Below are 12655 nucleotides of genomic sequence, written 5' to 3' on the forward strand. Positions count from 1 at the left end.
GAGAATATGAGAAAGCATCCTATCGGACGCTTCTGCGAGGGGCGCTGGGCTTGCGAACGCGTCGTGCGATAGCGTTCTTGAGCAGGACTGGTAAGCGACAATCGGGTGACGCTGGCGTCCGCCCGAGAGCCAGGAAGAGCAGCTTCAGTGTGCGACCGTTGTCCGCAACAGTGATGAGCTTGGGCCGGGCCGAGAAGACGCGGACGTCGACTTCATGACCCGGTGTGAGGGACGAACAAGGTTTGGAAAGTTCGTCCTCTCACCACCTCACAAACGCCGGGCCCACCTCTCAAACGCCGGGCCGGCGGCGGCCCGTCCTCTCTTACAGATACTTGAACAGGTTCATCCCCTGGATCTGCATGAACGATTGCTGCGCGCCTTGCAGCGCGGTCTGGCGCTGGTAGAACTCGCTGATGGCGGCCGCGTAGTCCAGGTCTTGCAGGCCCGACAGCGTTTGCGCGTTCGAGAGCGCGCGGTTCTCGCCGATGGTGTCCAGCGCGTCGATTTCATTCAGGCGCGAGCCCACCGACGAACGTACCGTCAGCACGTTGTCCAGCGAGTTGCTGAACTGGCGGATGCCCGTGGCGATCACGTTCTGCAGGTTGGCGTTAGCCGCTTCCTGGTTCAGGCCGGTGTTGATCGGGGCCTTCAGCGCATCGATCACGGCCTTCAGGTTCGCGAACACGTCTGCGCCGGCCTGCTGCGCCGGCTTGGCGGTCATGGTGTCGCCGTCTGCCGGGGCGCCCTTCACCGAGAACGACACGCCAGCCACATTGATGGCCACGCCTTCCGCGTAGTCCGTCGGGGTGCCCACGGCGGTACCGGTGGTGGTGTCCATGATGCTGTACTGCATCCTGCCCGTGCCGGCATTGGTCTGGAACGTCAGCGTCAGCGAGTGGCCGTACAGCGGGTCGGTCGGGTCCGTGACGGAGATCGCGCTGTAGGTGCCCGTGCCGGTGTTGGTCGAATTGCCCTTGAGCACGTAGCCGGCGTTGCCGGTGACGCTCATGAACACTTCCGAACCGTTGTTGCCCGCTTCCATCTGGCGCGCGGCATCCACCTGCAGCAGCTGGTGGCCGGTGTCGCCCTGGTACAGCGCACCGCCCGCCGCGTTGAGCGAGAACGGCACGGTGCCCGACTGCAGGCCGGCGAAGATGTAGTTGCCGTTGCCGTCGTCGGCGTTGGCCAGGCCCATCAGCTGGTCGAACTGGCCCTGCAGCGCGGTGGCCAGCGACGCGCGGTCGTTGTCGCTCATGGTGCCGTTACCGGCGTTCACCAGCATGGTCTGGATGCTCTGGATCGTCGTGGTGACGGTGGCCAGCGTGTTGTCTTCCAGGCCGAGGGAGGCCGTGGCCTGCCTGCGCGACGTGGTGTACTGGGTATTCACTGCACCGGACTGCGACACACCCAGCGCGCGCGTGGCGGCCACGGGGTCGTCGGACGGCGTCAGGATGCGGCGGCCGGTGCCGAGCTGCTGCTGCACGTGCAGCAGGGCCGATTGCTGGCCGTTCATCGAGGCCAGGCCCTGGTGGTACAGGGTAGAGGTAGCAACGCGCATGGCGAGATTCCTTCGTATCCGTTGAGATCGTTGGCGGCCGCGATTACGCGCCGATGCCGATGAGGGTGTCGAACAGCGTGCTGGCCGTCTGGATCACGCGTGCGTTGGCCTGGTACAGCTGCTGGAACTTGAGCATGTTCACGGTTTCCTCGTCCATGTTCACGCCCGAGACCGACTGCTGGGCCACATAGATCTGGTTGGTGATGCTGTCCTGCGAGGTCGAGGCGATGGTCGCTGACTTCGTCGCGCTGCCCACGTCGTTGACCAGCTGCGCGTAGGCGTCGTTGAAGCTCGACGTGCCGTTGATGGTCTTGGCCGTTTGCAGCTTGGCCAGCGCCAGCGCGTTGCCGTTGTCGGCCACGGCGCCGGAGTTGTTGGCCAGCGTGAAGGTGTCGCCGTTCTTCGGCGCGCCGTCGAACGTGAAGGTCATGCCGTTGAAGGTCACATCGGTGCCCGTGCCGTTGGGCGCGGTGCTGGTCGGGGTGACTACCGCGCCGGTGGAGTCGGTGAAGGTGTAGGCACCCGCCACGCTGTCGTACGTGGCCGTGATCGGCGCATTGGCCAGCAGCGCAAAGCCCTGCGCCACGTTGGTGAGCTTGGCGGTGCCCGTGCCGGTGTTGTTCTTGTTGACGTCGGCGCGTGCCGGGGAGGCGGCGGCTACCTTGGCCGGGTCGGTGATCAGCGTGCCGAAGCTGGCAGCCGCGTTGCGCGTCGGCTGGATCTGGAACGAATCGTTGGCGTTCATCGGCGCGCTAAGGCTGATCGAGACACCATCGACGACCATCGGCGTGGCGGCGGTCGGGGCGGCCGCTTGCGAGGCCACCACTTTATTGTCCGACAGGCGCGTCAGCGTGTAGTTGGTACCGTCGAACTTCAGCGCGTAGTCGCTGGTCGTCAGGTTGCTGGCGTTATCGATGGTGGCCGAGGCAATCGCCGCCGAGGTGTTGTTCTTGTTGGCGTAGACCACCGGCGAGCCCAGCGAGAACATGTCCGTGCCGATGGCGCCGTTCAGGTCTATGCCCAGCTTGTGCTGGTTGTTGAAGGTCTGGCCGATGGCCAGCGAGAGGCGGCCGATGGCGTTCTGTGCCGGCTCCAGGGAGTCCGAGCGGAACTTCAGGATGCCACCGAGCGAGCCGCCCGTCACCGAGCCCTCGGAGGCTTCGATGATGTTGCCGCTCAGGAGCGTGTAGCCCACCGTCGTGCGGCCGGGGTCGGTGGCCGAGGGCAGCGCCACCATGTCGTACGAATCGCTACCCATGACCAGCGGCTGGCCGTTGCCGACGAACACGTTGTACGTGCCGCCGTCCTGCACCACCACCTTGGCGCCGACCAGTTCGGTCAGCATGGCCACGGCCTGGTCGCGCTGGTCGAGCAGGTCGTTCGGCGGCTGGCCACCGCCGGCGGCGGTCATGCGCGTGATTTCCTTGTTCAGGTTCGCGATCTGCTTGGTGTAGTCGTTGACCTGGGTCACCGTCGACTTGATCTGCGTGTTCAGGCCGTCCTGCAGCTGCTTGAAGTAGTCGCTCGAAGACTTGATCTGGCCAGCCAGCGCCTGGGAAGCCGAGAGCAGGCTCTGGCGCGCGGCGGTGTCCGCCGGCGTGTCCGACACGGCCTGCACGGCGGCGAAGAACTTCTGCATCAGCGGCGAGAGACCGCCCTTCTGGTCGGCCAGCAGGTTGTCGATCTGCGAGAGCTGGTCCGCGTACGTCGCCAGCTGGGCGCTGGCCGACGTGGCGCCACGCAGCTGCCCGGTCAGGAAGCTGTCGTACACGCGCTGCACGGTAATGGTGTTGGAGCCCTGGCCGTAGAAGCCCGAGCTGGTGTACTGGCCGCCCGCCGACGCAATAATCGTGTTCTGGCGCGTATAGCCCGCGGTAGCCGCGTTGCTGAAGTTGTGGCCGGTCGTCGTCAGCGCGTTCTGCGCCACGTTCAGGCCCGAAAGACCGATATTAAAGAGAGACATGTGTCTGACCCCGGATCTGTTGGTAGCCTTCGGCGTGCGGCCGGCGGCGGTGGATGAGCAAGTTAACGGCGCGAACCACGCGGGACTTTAGCGTCTCATCGGCCATTTCCACGTTCTGGCTGGCGCGCATGTTGTGAGCGATCACTTGCTTGAAGACGTAGTCTGGAAGCGACAATAGCGCGGCCGAGAGCGGGCCGCGCGAGGCGTGGTACGGGGCGTTGGGCGGCGAATGCGTTGCCATGCCGCCCACCCTTCAGGTCGAAACCTTCTTCATGATCCGGACCAGCTTCTCGCCGTAGGCCGGATCGGTGGCGTAGCCGGCGCGCTGCAGGCCATGCGCGGCTTCTTCCGCGCTGTTGGCGGCCACCACGCCCGCGTAGCGCGAGTTGGTGGTCAGCAGTCGCGCGTAGTCAGCGCACGCTTCGTCGTAGGAGCCGTAGGCACGGAAGCGGGCCCGCACCTTCTGCGGCTGGCCATCGACATATTCGGTGGTCAGCACTTCGGCGGTCGGCCCCTTCCAGTTGGCGCCGGCCTTGATGCCGAACACGTTGAAGGTGGTGGAGCCGTCCGGGTTGGTGATCTCGCGGCGGCCCCAGCCCGATTCCAGCGCGGCCTGGCCGACGATCAGCTTGGCCGGCACGCCCGAGGCGCGCGAGGCGGCCATGGCCGGTCCGGCCAGCCGGTTGACGAAGTTGCTGATGTGTTCGGGGGAGTCGTCCGGCAACTGGCCCAGTTGCGACTGGCCGTTCTGCTGCCAGTCTGCCTGGCCCTGGTATTGGCGCACGCCGGCGGTGGGGTTCCACGCGCTGCCGGGCAGTACGGTGCCGATCGGCGGCGGGCCGTCGGCGTCGGTAGCGCCGCGGCTATCGAGCAGGGCCGCCATCTGGGCGTCCTGCTGGCGTCCGCCCACCCCGGGCGCGGCCATGGTGTCCGGCAGCTGCGTGCCCGTGGCCCGCGCCAGCTGGCGGATCATCACATCGGCCAGGCCAATGCCGCGCGAGGACAGCTGCTGCGAGAGCTGCTGGTCCATCATCGACATGTAGAGCTTGGTCTGCTCGTTGTCGAACAGGCCGTCCTGCGGCGTGGCGTCGCGCATGCTCTTGAGCACCATCTGCGTGAAGACGGCCTCGAACTGCTTGGCGGCCGCCTGCAGGGTGTTCTGGTTGTTGCCGGCGCGAGCCTGGTTCTTGAGCGCCTCGAAGCCCTGCGTATCGAGCGCGAAGCGCTGCGAGACGTCGGTCTGCGAGGAAAGCGTGGCGCCCGACATCAGATGATCTCCAGTTCCGCGCGCAGTGCCCCGGCGGCCCGCATGGCCTCCAGGATGGTCTGCAGGTCGGCCGGCGTGGCGCCCAGCGCGTTCAGGCCCTTGACCACCGCGGCCAGCGAGGCGCCCGCCTTGACGATCTGGAGCGAGCCGCCGCCCTGCTTGAGGTCGATCTGCGACACCGGCGCCACCACGGTCTGCCCGTTGCTGAACGGGGCCGGCTGGCTGATCACCGGTTGCGTGTTGATCACCACCGACAGGTTGCCGTGCGCCACGGCACAGTCTTCCACGGTGACCGCCTGGTTCATCACGATGGAACCGGTGCGGGCGTTCAGGATGACCTTGGCGGCGGCCTTGGCCGGGGTGACGTCGAGGTTCTCGATCCGGGCAAGGAAGCCCACGCGTGCCGTCGGCGCCTGCGGGGCGCGCACCTGGACCACGCGGCCATCCATGGCGGCGGCAGTACCGGGGCCCAGGTTGCGGTTGATGGCGTCGACCACGCGCTCGGCGGTGCCGAAATCGGTGTCCTTGAGTTCCAGGTTCATGTAGCCGCCTTCTGGCTGGAAGGCCGCGACGGCGCGTTCCACCACGGCGCCGTTGGCGATGCGCCCTACGGCCAGCTGGTTGATCTGGACCTTGCTGCCGTTGGCCGCCGCACCCGCGCCGCCCACCAGCATGTTGCCCTGCGCGATGGCGTACACCTGGCCGTCGGCGCCCTTGAGCGGCGTCATCAGCAGCGTGCCGCCGCGCAGGCTCTTGGCGTTACCCATCGACGAGACCACCACGTCGAGCTGGCTGCCCGGCTGCGCGTACGGCGGCAGCGTGGCGGTCACCATCACGGCCGCCACGTTCTTCAGCTGCATGTTCTTGCCGGCGGGCAGCGTCACGCCGAGCTGCGAGAGCATGTTCGTAATGCTCTGCGTGGTGAACGGCGTCTGCATGGTCTGGTCGCCGGTGTTGTCCAGCCCCACGACCAGGCCGTAGCCGATCAGCGGATTGTCACGCACGCCCTGAAACGTGACGAGGTTCTTCAGACGTTCCGCATGCGCCGTGCCGGCGCCCGCCAGTCCGAAGACCAGCGCGAGCGCGAGCAACAGGCGAGGAAGAGAGACCGCGCGACCCCAGCGGGTAGAAAGGCCGGGCGGGGTGCCCAATAGCGAGCCTGGCTTGTGGAAAGGCATCGGAGGCAGAAACATGGCGGGATCAGAACGGTAAGACATTGAGGAAGAAGCGCTGCAGCCAGCCCATGTTCTGCACTTCGTCGATGTATCCCTTGGCGGTGTACTCGATCCGTGCATCCGCCACCTGGGTGGACGGCACTGCGTTGTCGCCGGTGATCGTGCGCGGATTGACCACGCCGGAGAAACGGATGAACTCCGCCCCCTGGTTGATGGCCATCTGCTTTTCTCCGGACACCACCAGGTTGCCGTTGGCCAGCACTTCCAGCACCGTGACGGTGATGGTGCCGTTGAAGGTGTTCGCGGCGGTGGCGCCGCCGCTGGCCTTCAGGGCATTGCTGCCGTTGACATCGGCATTCGACCTGGCGCTGAACAGACCGGCCAGCGCACGTGGCACCGCGTCGAACGACAGCGTGGTGCTGCCCGTGCGGCTGGCATTGGTCCCGGAGTTCTTGCTGGCGTTGACGTTCTCGCTGATCACGATGGTCAGGATGTCGCCAACGTTACGTGGCCGCCGGTCCTCGAACAGCGGATTGCCCGCGTAGGACGAGGCAAAGATGGAACCCGTGGGCGCGCCCACGGCGCGCGGCTCGGCGCGTGCCGTGGTGGGCGTCTGCACGAGGGGCTCCTTCGGCATCAGCGCGCAGCCGCCGCTCGCCAGCACGGCCAGGCCGGCAAAGGCGTACAGGGCAAACACACCGAGGCGATGCAGCTTGGCGGCCATGGTCACTCCCATCATCCCATCTGGGTCAGGCGTTGCAACATCTGGTCGGACGTCTGCACTGCCTTGCTGTTGATTTCGTACGCGCGCTGGGTCTGGATCATGCTGACCAGTTCCTCGACCACGTTCACGTTCGACGCTTCAACGTAGTTGTTCTGCAGCGTGCCCGCGCCGTTCAGGCCCGGCACGGTGGTGTTCGGCGCGCCCGAGGCATCGGTCTGCGCGTAGAGGTTCTCGCCCAGGCTTTCCAGGCCGGCCGGGTTCGGGAACGTGGCGAGCTGGATCTGGCCGACCGTGGCGGCGTTGGTCTGGCCCGGCTGCATCACCGTGACGGTACCGTCGCGGGCTACGTTCACCGAGGTGTAGTTGGCCGGCAGCGTGATGGCCGGGTTCAGCACGAAGCCGCTCGACGTCACCAGCTGGCCGTTCGGGTCCACCTGGAACGAACCGTCACGCGTGTAGGTGGTGGTGCCGTCCGGCATCGTCACCTGGAAAAAGCCCTGGCCGATGATGGCCACATCGCGCGAGTTGCCGGTCTGCGTGGGGTTGCCCTGCGTGTGGATACGTTCCGTGGCCACGGGGCGCACGCCGGTACCCAGCTGCATGCCCGAGGGCAGCACGGTCTGGTCCGACGACAGCGCGCCCGGCTGGCGGATGGTCTGGTACATCAGTTCCTCGAACACGGCGCGGCTGCGCTTGAAGCCCGTGGTGGACACGTTGGCCAGGTTGTTCGAGATCACGTCCATCTGCGTCTGCTGCGCATCGAGGCCGGTCTTGGCAATCCAGAGTGAGCGGATCATGGTTTTCCTTCGAGTTCTGTGTCAGCGCAGCGCGCTTCAGTTGTTGGACAGCAGCGCGTTGGCCCGCTGGTCGTTGCTATCGGCGCCGGTAATCATCTTCATCTGCATCTCGAAGCGGCGCGCGTTGGCGATCATGTCGACCATCGCCTCCACCGGATTCACGTTACTGCCCTCCAGCGCGCCGGAGATCACACGCACCGTGGGGTCCTGCTCCAGCGCGTTCACGCCGGGACGCAGGCGGAAGTAGCCGTCGTCACCGCGTGCCAGCCCTTCGGGCGGCGGCGATACCACGCGCAGCTTGCCGACCTGGGCCAGGCCGTTGGCGGCCTCGCCCGGGCCACGTGCCACCACACTGCCATCGGTACCGATGGATACCGTGGCGCCCGGCGGCACCGCGATCGCGCCACCGTCGCCCAGCACCGGCCGGCCGGCCGAGGTCTGGAGCTGGCCGTCGGCCGAAATTTGCATCGCGCCGGCGCGGGTGTATGCCTCGGAGCCGTCGGGCATCTGCACCGCCAGCCAGCCGTTGCCCTGCAGGGCGACGTCGAGGTCGCGGCCCGTGTACGTCAGCGGGCCGGCCTTCATGTCGGCACCCGGCGTGGAGGCCAGCGTGAAGGCGCGGGTCTGCGTCTCCTGCCCCACTACCGGCACGGCGCGATACAGGTTGATCTGCGCGCGGAACGCCGGCGTGGAGGCATTGGCCAGGTTGTTCGATACCGCGGCCTGCTGGTCGAGTATCTGCTTGGCGCCCGAGAGGGCGGTGTAAATCATGCGGTCCATGTCGGCGTTCCGGCGGAGAGATCAGCGTGGATCAGATGTTCACCAGGGTCTGCAGGACGGTGTCCTGCGCCTTGATGGTCTGCGCGTTGGCCTGATAGTTACGCTGCGCGACGATCAGGTTGACCAGCTGGCCGGACAGGTCCACGTTGGACTCTTCCACGGCGTTGGACTTCAGCGTGCCCATGGCGCCGCCGGCCGTGCCGAGCAGTTCCTGGCCCGAGGCACCGGTGGCGGACCACACGTTGTCGCCTTCCGGCTTCAGGCCTTCCACGTTGCCGAACGTCGCCATGGCGATCTGGCCCAGCGACAGCGTCTTCTCGTTCGAGTAAGAACCGAGGATCGTGCCGTCTTCCTGCACCGAGAAGCCCAGCAGCGCGCCCGATGCGTAGCCGTCCTGCACGATCTTCTTCGGATCGTTGTCCGAGCCGAACTGCGTGGAACCGGTCAGGTTCAGGTTGGCGGTCAGCGCGGCGGCGCCGTTGGCGGCCGGCAGTGCGAGCGTCGGGTTCGCCGGCGTGGTCGATTGCATCACGCCGTTGCTGTCGAAGGCCATCGATACCGGCATGCCGGCCAGCGTGTTGCCCGCGGAATCGGTCAGGTACATGTTCCAGTTGGTACCGCCCGGCACGGTCGGCGCGGCAGCCGACTTGGCGAAGTACGCGGTGACCTGCTGCTTGTTGCCCAGCGAGTCATAGACGCTGATCGCCGTGCTGTAGTTGAACATGTCCGACGTCGGCAGCGCACCCGGGGCGCTGGCGAAAGCCGTGGTCGGCACGGTGCTGCGCGAGTCGAGCTGGAACTGCGCCGTCACCGTCTGCGTGGCGCGCGGGGGCATCTGTGCATTGCTGATGGTGATCGGCTGCGGAGCCACGCCGCCGGCGGTGGTGCCAGCCGGGTAGCCCGTGACCTGCAGGCCCGTGGCGTTGACCAGGCGGCCATCGTCCAGGCGGTTCATCTGGCCGTTGCGCGAATAGAACACCGAGCCATCGGTATTGGTCAGGCGGAAGAAGCCGTTGCCGTTGCTGATGGCCACGTCCAGGTTACGACCGGACGAGGCGATGTTGCCGTTGGTGAACGACTGCACCACGGCGTTCACGCGCGTGCCCAGGCCGATCTTCGAACCGGCGTACACGTCCGCGAACTGCGCGGTGGATTGCTTGAAGCCAACCGTGTTGGCGTTGGCGATGTTGTTGCCAATCACGTCCAGGTTGGACGCGGCGGCGTTCAGGCCGCTTACCCCTTGACCAAAACCCATGATTTTCCCCTAATAAGGCTGTCGTTCGTGAATTGCCCGCGCGTATGCCGGACCGGGTGATACGTAAAAGTGGATCAGGAAATGCGGCGCACGTCGTCGACGTTGGCGGTCTTGCCGTCGCCAAGTTCGACCAGCACGCCGGTGCTGTCACCGCTGATGGACTGGACCTTGCCGTAGACCAGCGCGATGGCGCTGACGTCCTTGCCCTCGGCCGTGCCGGACACCTTGAAGGTGTACTCGCCATTGGGCACGGCGTTGCCCTGGTCGTTCTTGCCGTCCCAGGCGATGTCGTGCACGCCGGCGGTCTGGCCCTTCATGTCGATGTTGCGGACCACGTTGCCGTTCTTGTCCAGCACCTGCACGGTGACCGAGTCAGCCGTGGACGGCACGTCCACGCCAATCTTGGTGGCCACGCCGTCCGCCACGGTGATTGCGTTGCCCGGCACCATCACGGTCTTGCCGATCAGGTTGGCGGAGTCCATCGCGCGGCTGGCCGCGGTCTGCGAGAGCAGCGCGGTCAGGGTTTCGTTCATCGTCTGCAGGCCGCTCACCGTGCTGATCTGCGCCAGCTGCGAGGTGAGCTGGGCGTTGTCCATCGGGTTGAGCGGGTCCTGGTTGTTCATCTGCGTCACCAGCATCTTCAGGAAGTTGTTCTGAAGATCTGCCGCGCTGGAGCTGCCGCCCTTGAGCGCGTCATTGACGGCGGAGTTGCTGTTGACGTTAGAGGTGGTCGTCATGGTGTCGGTTCCGGCGGTTCCTGGAAGGATTCGAAAGGTTGTGGGTTACTGACCGATCGTCAGCGTCTTCAGCATCATGGTCTTGGCGGTGTTGAGCACCTCCACGTTGGCCTGGTACGAACGCGACGCCGAGATCATGTTGACCATCTCTTCCACCGGGTTCACGTTGGGCATCGTCACGTAGCCGTTGGCGTCCGCCAGCGGGTGCGACGGGTTGTGCACCATGCGGGCCGGGGCAGCGTCTTCCATGACGCCGGCCACCTGCACGCCGCCCACGTCGGACTGGCCGGGCGTGGGCGCCATCTCGAAAATCACCTGCTTGGCGCGATACGGCTGGCCGTTCGGCGCCACGGCGCTGTCCGCGTTGGCCAGGTTGGAGGCCGTCACGTTCATCCGCTGCGACTGCGCGGCCATGGCAGAGCCGGCCACGTCGAAAATGTTCATGCTGGGCATGGTCGGTCCTCGTTAGCTCTGGATCGCCGACAGCATCGTCTTGATCTTGCTGCTCATGACCGTCAGGCCGGCTTCGAAGTGCACCGTGTTGTCGGCGAACGCCACGCGCTCGGTGTCCATTTCCACGGTGTTGCCGTCCATGCTCGACTGCAGCGGAATGCGGTAGTCGAGGTCGGCGCTGCTCGAAGTCGGCGCCTGGCCCGGCAGGTGGCGCTTCTGCGTGGTGGAAAGCGTCATGCCTTCGCTCTGGCGGCCGCGCTCCACCGACGTCGCCAGGGTGCTGGCGAAGTCGAAATCGCGTGCCTTGTAGCCCGGCGTGTCCGCGTGGGCGATGTTCGAGGCAATCACCGATTGCCGCTGGGTCCGGAGGCTCAGGGCTTCCTGCTGGAAGCGCAACGCCGCATCGAGTCTGTCGATCATGTCTGCCTTTCCTGCTCTGGCTTCAACTTCGGGGAGAAAACTGCCGTAGACCTGGGTATGCGTATACGCGTGCCGGTCCGGGGCTTCTTCAGGGTTGCCATCTTAGGGGCCGCCCTGTCACGCCAATCGTGCGAATAGGACCGAGAAATCCGCGCAATTCGCGCCGACCCTTCGCGCGAGGCTGCCTACAATTGCCCCACAGATTCGTTGTTGTATGCCGATGTCGTGGGGCGGCATCGCGCGGGCCCGCCCGCGCCGGCCACCCCCCATCCTTGCTGGGATGACCCCTATGAACCTCACTCGCCAGGCCGCCGGGCTGATGGCGCTGGCCGGCTTCGCGCTGGCCCAGCCGTCCGTCGCCGCGCCCGCCCAGGTCACGCCGGTGGCAATGCCGTCGGCTGCCACCCCGTTTGCCGACGACCCCGTGCGCGTGGTCGTCGAACAGTTCCTGCTGCGCCAGGCCACCGGCCTGCCGGGCAAGGTCAGCGTGCAGGTGGTGCCGCCCTCGGGCGGCCGCGCGCCCGATTGCCAGAACCCCGAACCCTTCCTGCCGTCCGGCGCCGCCCCGTGGGGCCGCGTGGCGGTGGGTGTGCGCTGCGGCGGCGACCGGCCCTGGACGCGCTACGTGCAGGCCCGGGTCTCGGTACTGACTGATTACTATGTAGCGGCCCGCGCAATGGCCCCCGGCGAGACCATCAGCGCCGCCGACCTCGAAGTGCGCCAGGGCGATCTGGCCGCGCTACCGCGCGCGGTTGTGACGGATCCGGCACAGGTAGCCGGCGCCGTGGCGGCCAACCGCATCGCGGCCGGTTCGCCCATGCGCACTGATCTGCTCAAGAAGTCGATTGCCGTGAAATCCGGCCAGACTGTCAACGTGACCGTCGAAGGTGACTCGTTCCAGCTCACCAGCGAGGGCAAGGTGCTCGCCGATGCCGCCACCGGCAATTCGGTGCAGGTGCGGCTACGCAACGGACAGGTGGTCAGCGGCCTCGTGCGCAGCGGCGACACCGTCGTCCTGCAGCAGTAATCGTCACATTTTTAACGGAAGAAGCCCGAAGTAGTCGCCAGGATTCCCGCGGAAGCAGGAAGAAAGAGCAGGCGCAGGCGGCGCATGCGAGAATGCCGCCCCACCCTGATCCGGATGCGAAAACCCTAAAGTTCCGGGTGGAACATCCGATAAGCCAAGGGAACCCAGCAAGGATTTCACCGTGAAGATCAACCAATCCACTCCGTCCCTGCCCGCCGATGCCGCGGCAACCGACAGCGCAGCCCGTCCGGCCGCCAACGGTGCCGCCTCGTCCGCGACTTCCGGCGCCTTGACCGGCGTGCGCGTCAGCCCGCTGACCGCGCAAGTGCGTGAGATCGGTTCGCGTCTGGTCAATGAGACCGACGACGACATCGATACCGCGAAGGTCGAGGAAATTCGCCAGGCCATCGCGGAAGGCAGGATCAAGATCGATCCCAGCAAGATCGCCGACGGCTTGCTCGCTTCGCTGCGCGAGTTGAGCCAAGGCGAAAGCCAATAA

General features: G+C 66.3%; 14 protein-coding genes. 2 read left to right on the plus strand and 12 right to left on the minus strand.

Annotated elements, in window-relative coordinates:
* Window positions 1–322 precede the first annotated feature (322 nt).
* The 12 genes from flgL to flgB all read right to left on the minus strand — a co-directional run bounded on the left by flgL (window position 323) and on the right by flgB (window position 11129).
* Window positions 323–1558, minus strand: a complete 1236-nt coding sequence (flgL, locus tag KHO18_RS11920) for a flagellar hook-associated protein FlgL (RefSeq protein WP_144199946.1) — start codon at window positions 1556–1558, stop codon at window positions 323–325.
* Between the two features lie 43 nt (window positions 1559–1601).
* Window positions 1602–3521, minus strand: a complete 1920-nt coding sequence (gene flgK / locus KHO18_RS11925; RefSeq protein ID WP_144199944.1) for a flagellar hook-associated protein FlgK — start codon at window positions 3519–3521, stop codon at window positions 1602–1604.
* Entirely contained in the window at window positions 3508–3762 is a 255-nt protein-coding gene (locus KHO18_RS11930; RefSeq protein ID WP_211943257.1) for a hypothetical protein, read from the minus strand. The genes flgK and KHO18_RS11930 overlap by 14 nt, the downstream gene beginning before the upstream one ends.
* A gap of 12 nt (window positions 3763–3774) precedes the next feature.
* Entirely contained in the window at window positions 3775–4788 is a 1014-nt protein-coding gene (gene flgJ, locus KHO18_RS11935; RefSeq protein ID WP_144199939.1) for a flagellar assembly peptidoglycan hydrolase FlgJ, read from the minus strand.
* Window positions 4788–5981: a flagellar basal body P-ring protein FlgI gene (locus KHO18_RS11940; RefSeq protein WP_144199937.1), complete on the minus strand. Its 1194-nt coding sequence runs from the start codon at window positions 5979–5981 to the stop codon at window positions 4788–4790. Before KHO18_RS11940 ends, flgJ begins: the two co-directional genes overlap by 1 nt.
* A gap of 7 nt (window positions 5982–5988) precedes the next feature.
* On the minus strand, window positions 5989–6687 hold the full coding sequence (gene flgH, locus KHO18_RS11945; RefSeq protein WP_244844726.1) for a flagellar basal body L-ring protein FlgH: 699 nt from the start codon (window positions 6685–6687) through the stop codon (window positions 5989–5991).
* Window positions 6688–6698: 11 nt separating this feature from the next.
* Complete coding sequence (flgG, locus tag KHO18_RS11950; protein WP_144199935.1) at window positions 6699–7484, minus strand: flagellar basal-body rod protein FlgG; 786 nt, start codon at window positions 7482–7484, stop codon at window positions 6699–6701.
* A gap of 36 nt (window positions 7485–7520) precedes the next feature.
* A complete protein-coding gene (gene flgF / locus KHO18_RS11955; protein WP_144199933.1) occupies window positions 7521–8264 on the minus strand; it encodes a flagellar basal-body rod protein FlgF in 744 nt (247 codons plus the stop codon).
* A gap of 31 nt (window positions 8265–8295) precedes the next feature.
* On the minus strand, window positions 8296–9519 hold the full coding sequence (flgE, locus tag KHO18_RS11960) for a flagellar hook protein FlgE (protein WP_144199930.1): 1224 nt from the start codon (window positions 9517–9519) through the stop codon (window positions 8296–8298).
* Window positions 9520–9593: 74 nt separating this feature from the next.
* Complete coding sequence (gene flgD, locus KHO18_RS11965) at window positions 9594–10256, minus strand: flagellar hook assembly protein FlgD (protein WP_144199928.1); 663 nt, start codon at window positions 10254–10256, stop codon at window positions 9594–9596.
* Window positions 10257–10301: 45 nt separating this feature from the next.
* Window positions 10302–10709 (minus strand): flagellar basal body rod protein FlgC, encoded by a 408-nt coding sequence (gene flgC, locus KHO18_RS11970; protein ID WP_092295836.1) that lies wholly within the window; start codon window positions 10707–10709, stop codon window positions 10302–10304.
* Window positions 10710–10721: 12 nt separating this feature from the next.
* Entirely contained in the window at window positions 10722–11129 is a 408-nt protein-coding gene (gene flgB / locus KHO18_RS11975) for a flagellar basal body rod protein FlgB (RefSeq protein WP_144199926.1), read from the minus strand.
* A gap of 289 nt (window positions 11130–11418) precedes the next feature.
* Here flgB and flgA point away from each other — a divergent pair, with 289 nt between their 5' ends.
* Together flgA and flgM are read left to right on the plus strand one after the other, a co-directional pair.
* Complete coding sequence (gene flgA / locus KHO18_RS11980; RefSeq protein ID WP_149138702.1) at window positions 11419–12156, plus strand: flagellar basal body P-ring formation chaperone FlgA; 738 nt, start codon at window positions 11419–11421, stop codon at window positions 12154–12156.
* Between the two features lie 181 nt (window positions 12157–12337).
* The gene (gene flgM / locus KHO18_RS11985; protein ID WP_149138701.1) at window positions 12338–12655 is read left to right on the plus strand and encodes a flagellar biosynthesis anti-sigma factor FlgM; all 318 of its coding nucleotides are present in this window, start codon (window positions 12338–12340) and stop codon (window positions 12653–12655) included.

Source organism: Cupriavidus campinensis (assembly GCF_905397395.1).
Classification (GTDB): domain Bacteria; phylum Pseudomonadota; class Gammaproteobacteria; order Burkholderiales; family Burkholderiaceae; genus Cupriavidus; species Cupriavidus campinensis.

Coding starts and splice junctions, on each gene's coding strand:
- flgL (WP_144199946.1), bottom strand. CDS start 1,558: ATGCGCGTTGCTACCTCTACCCTGTACCACCAGGGCCTGGCCTCGATG.
- flgK (WP_144199944.1), bottom strand. CDS start 3,521: ATGTCTCTCTTTAATATCGGTCTTTCGGGCCTGAACGTGGCGCAGAAC.
- KHO18_RS11930 (WP_211943257.1), bottom strand. CDS start 3,762: ATGGCAACGCATTCGCCGCCCAACGCCCCGTACCACGCCTCGCGCGGC.
- flgJ (WP_144199939.1), bottom strand. CDS start 4,788: ATGTCGGGCGCCACGCTTTCCTCGCAGACCGACGTCTCGCAGCGCTTC.
- KHO18_RS11940 (WP_144199937.1), bottom strand. CDS start 5,981: ATGTTTCTGCCTCCGATGCCTTTCCACAAGCCAGGCTCGCTATTGGGC.
- flgH (WP_244844726.1), bottom strand. CDS start 6,687: ATGGCCGCCAAGCTGCATCGCCTCGGTGTGTTTGCCCTGTACGCCTTT.
- flgG (WP_144199935.1), bottom strand. CDS start 7,484: ATGATCCGCTCACTCTGGATTGCCAAGACCGGCCTCGATGCGCAGCAG.
- flgF (WP_144199933.1), bottom strand. CDS start 8,264: ATGGACCGCATGATTTACACCGCCCTCTCGGGCGCCAAGCAGATACTC.
- flgE (WP_144199930.1), bottom strand. CDS start 9,519: ATGGGTTTTGGTCAAGGGGTAAGCGGCCTGAACGCCGCCGCGTCCAAC.
- flgD (WP_144199928.1), bottom strand. CDS start 10,256: ATGACGACCACCTCTAACGTCAACAGCAACTCCGCCGTCAATGACGCG.
- flgC (WP_092295836.1), bottom strand. CDS start 10,709: ATGCCCAGCATGAACATTTTCGACGTGGCCGGCTCTGCCATGGCCGCG.
- flgB (WP_144199926.1), bottom strand. CDS start 11,129: ATGATCGACAGACTCGATGCGGCGTTGCGCTTCCAGCAGGAAGCCCTG.
- flgA (WP_149138702.1), top strand. CDS start 11,419: ATGAACCTCACTCGCCAGGCCGCCGGGCTGATGGCGCTGGCCGGCTTC.